Below are 1,538 nucleotides of genomic sequence, written 5' to 3'. Positions count from 1 at the left end.
ACATTTTATTGAAATATGTATCACTAATATCCCTATCAACTGATTTTGACTAAAAAGTTACTTCAAACATTCACTGTTCAAAAATATTGAGGAATAAATTTTGGGTGTAAGGCATTTTGAGCATACTTCTCCCTGGATAACTTCCCAGTAAAAAAACGTTAGATTGTTGGATTAGATCCATTGACTGGCTCGCCTCAGGCGAGCAAAGACCCTGTAGAATTCATACTGATACACATGATAACTAGATAATTTGAGATAGACTCGTCTACCCGTTTGGAGTAATTTCCCAGCAACTTTCAGAAACTTCAATCGAATAGAATGAATGGTCATTCCCTTTTGGACTTCTTCAAAGCCAATCGTTCTTAAGAAGTTGACTAAGTTGTAAGCTATCAAGCTGAGCATCATTCGGACATGATTCTCCAAAAAGCGAGGACTGTCTGTTTTGTCAAAGTAAAAGCCAGCTTTCGCTTCTTTAATGAAGTTCTCCATTGTGCCACGTTTGGCATAGATAGAAAAGATGGTATCAGGAGAAACATTTTCTGATAGATTCGTCACGATAAATTCATGTCGAAAGAGTAGTTCGCCCGCTTCACGTGTTGAGCGTATACACACGCGACGACTTTGTGACCAGGATTGTGCTTGATAAGTGGTCGAGAAGTACTGAACTTCTCGTTCTTCCCACTTTTGATTATCGCCATAAAGTACTGATTTCTCAGCTATTTGACCTAGTCTACGATTATTCTTCAGTCGAATAACATAATGACTCTTTTTTGATTCACACGAATCATACACACCAGGTGTAGCGAACCCGCTGTCTCCACGAACCAAGATGTCAGTGTTTGGTAGAGAGTGATTATAGTGCTCTAATAAAGGTGTGAGAAACTCCTTTACGCCTTTTGATGTATATTGATTTCCTGAACGTAGTTCAGCTTTTAAGAAGTCACCAGTCAATCCGTCAAAAGCTACCAATGGATGGTAACCATAGGTTTGGTAGTGTGTATTATAATTCGTTTGTTCTTGGTGACTAAATGTATCTGAATGGGTCGAATCTAAATCAATGATTAATTCCGTATCATTACGGATGAGGCGTGCTTTATCGATAAGTTCTTGGTTCAAAGCTTGAAGTTCATGGATATTCTCCTCAGATAGTCGATCTAAAAATCGGGAAAGTGAAGATTGAGAAGCGAGTTCTTTCCTATCTAAAACAGCTTTAAACACAGGATCTTGTCTCAGGAGATTAGCTGCAGAATCAGCTGAGTAACCAGCAATTAATTGCATAATGAACTGCTCAAGTATGGATAAGTTGTCATGAGTAAAATACGCTCGTTCGTCTTCAATGTGAATGTGTTGCTTAGCCAGTTCAGAAAAACCAAAGATGTTCATCAGCTCTTTCACTAGGACGAGACCCGAATCACTCGATAATTGACCACCTGTATGAGAAATAGTGATATTTGAATTGAATTTTACTTGGTTTTTGTGTAAGCTAGTCATGAAAAGAACGCCTTTCTTTTGGTTGGTTTAGTCACTTTAACCATAGC

At 38.3% G+C, this 1,538-nt stretch carries 1 protein-coding gene; it reads right to left on the bottom strand.

Going from position 1 to position 1,538, the window contains the following annotated elements; all coding sequences use genetic code 11:
- Positions 1–171: 171 nt before the first annotated feature.
- On the bottom strand, positions 172–1,491 hold the full coding sequence (locus EF384_RS09490; protein WP_123781464.1) for an IS1380-like element IS1678 family transposase: 1,320 nt from the start codon (positions 1,489–1,491) through the stop codon (positions 172–174).
- Positions 1,492–1,538 lie beyond the last annotated feature (47 nt).

This window comes from Aerococcus agrisoli, assembly GCF_003797145.1.
GTDB classification, from domain to species: Bacteria; Bacillota; Bacilli; order Lactobacillales; family Aerococcaceae; genus Aerococcus; species Aerococcus agrisoli.
This window is presented reverse-complemented; position numbering and strand designations above follow the sequence as displayed.